General features: G+C 65.7%; 1 protein-coding gene. It reads right to left on the minus strand.

Translation table 11 applies throughout. The annotated features are described in order from the left end of the window. Window positions 1-399 (minus strand): methylmalonyl-CoA mutase family protein (locus tag C1X29_RS28210; protein WP_218275706.1); only part of this gene is annotated, 399 nt, incomplete at both ends.

Raw genomic sequence — 399 nt, forward strand, 5'->3', positions numbered from 1 at the left:
CGCCCATCTCCTCGATGCGGGCGAGCTCGGCGCGGGCGTCGGCCTTAAGCGCGTCGACCTTGGCCTGCACCACCGGCGAGCCGTCGAACAGATCCTCGTATTCCAGGAGGTCGGTTTCCAGCGCCAGGATCTGCTGCATGCGCAAAGACCACTGCTGATCGAACGGCCGCGGCAGGCCGAGCGCCTCGTTCCAGGCGGGCAGCTGCACCGCCCGCGCCCGGGCGTTCTTGGACAGGGTCACGGCCAGCATCTCGATGAGGATGCGATAGACGTTGTTCTCCGGCTGCTGCTCGGTGAGGCCGAGGCTGTTCACCTGCACCCCATAGCGGAAGCGGCGCTGACGCGCATCGTCGACGCCATAGCGCTCTTTCAGGATTTCGTCCCAAAGCTCTGTAAAGG

The organism is Pseudomonas sp. GW456-12-10-14-LB2 (assembly GCF_002884345.1).
In the GTDB taxonomy this organism is placed as follows: domain Bacteria; phylum Pseudomonadota; class Gammaproteobacteria; order Pseudomonadales; family Pseudomonadaceae; genus Aquipseudomonas; species Aquipseudomonas paraglycinae.